This is a genomic window from Enterococcus italicus DSM 15952, assembly GCF_000185365.1.
In the GTDB taxonomy this organism is placed as follows: Bacteria; Bacillota; Bacilli; order Lactobacillales; family Enterococcaceae; genus Enterococcus_G; species Enterococcus_G italicus.
In genome coordinates, this window is record NZ_GL622282.1 from 1 (window position 1) to 686 (window position 686).

Below are 686 nucleotides of genomic sequence, written 5' to 3' on the forward strand. Positions count from 1 at the left end.
TGAAGCCACAATAAATAATTACTTCAGAAACCCCTCTTTAAGTCATATAAATATTGATAATTTAAGCTTTAATTGGTTATCTAACAATACTTTAGAATTATCAGCAAAGACTTATGATAATAAATACACAGATATATTATCATTAGATTTAAGCAAAGAATTAAAGAGATATAGTCATAAGACATTATCAGAAGCAGAAATAATTGAAAATCATATATCAGATTTAAAAAAATTGGTAGGACAATCAAATAGTGAAACTACTTTAGTATACAATTTAGAAAAAGTAAATTATGAGTATATTTTAAAATCAAAAGGCTCTGAAAATACTGAATTTACTACTTATTTTAGATTTAAGGATTTTGAATTTAAAAATGAAGGTGTTTCTGACAAATCATTTTTAGATACAGACAATGAAGCAAGAAAAGCATTTAGTAATGATATTATAGATGCTTGTGAATATTTAAATGATGTGTTGCTGACTATTGATACTGATATATCTACTTTTAAGATTAAATTAGAAGCTTTAGGATTAAATCCTGAAGGTGCTGATATTATTATCAAAAAAGGCAACAAAGGCTTTAAAATGGATAATACAACTGATATAGATAAAGACTTTGTATTAGTGTTTAAAACAGCTAACTATCAAGATGTTGAGTTTGATTTGTTTGAGATTACAAATTTAAAAT

The 686-nt window shown here is 24.3% G+C and carries 1 protein-coding gene; it reads left to right on the forward strand.

The window, feature by feature from the left end; genetic code table 11:
* On the forward strand, nt 1–686 hold a 686-nt coding region (locus tag HMPREF9088_RS12160; RefSeq protein WP_007209390.1), incomplete at both ends, for a hypothetical protein.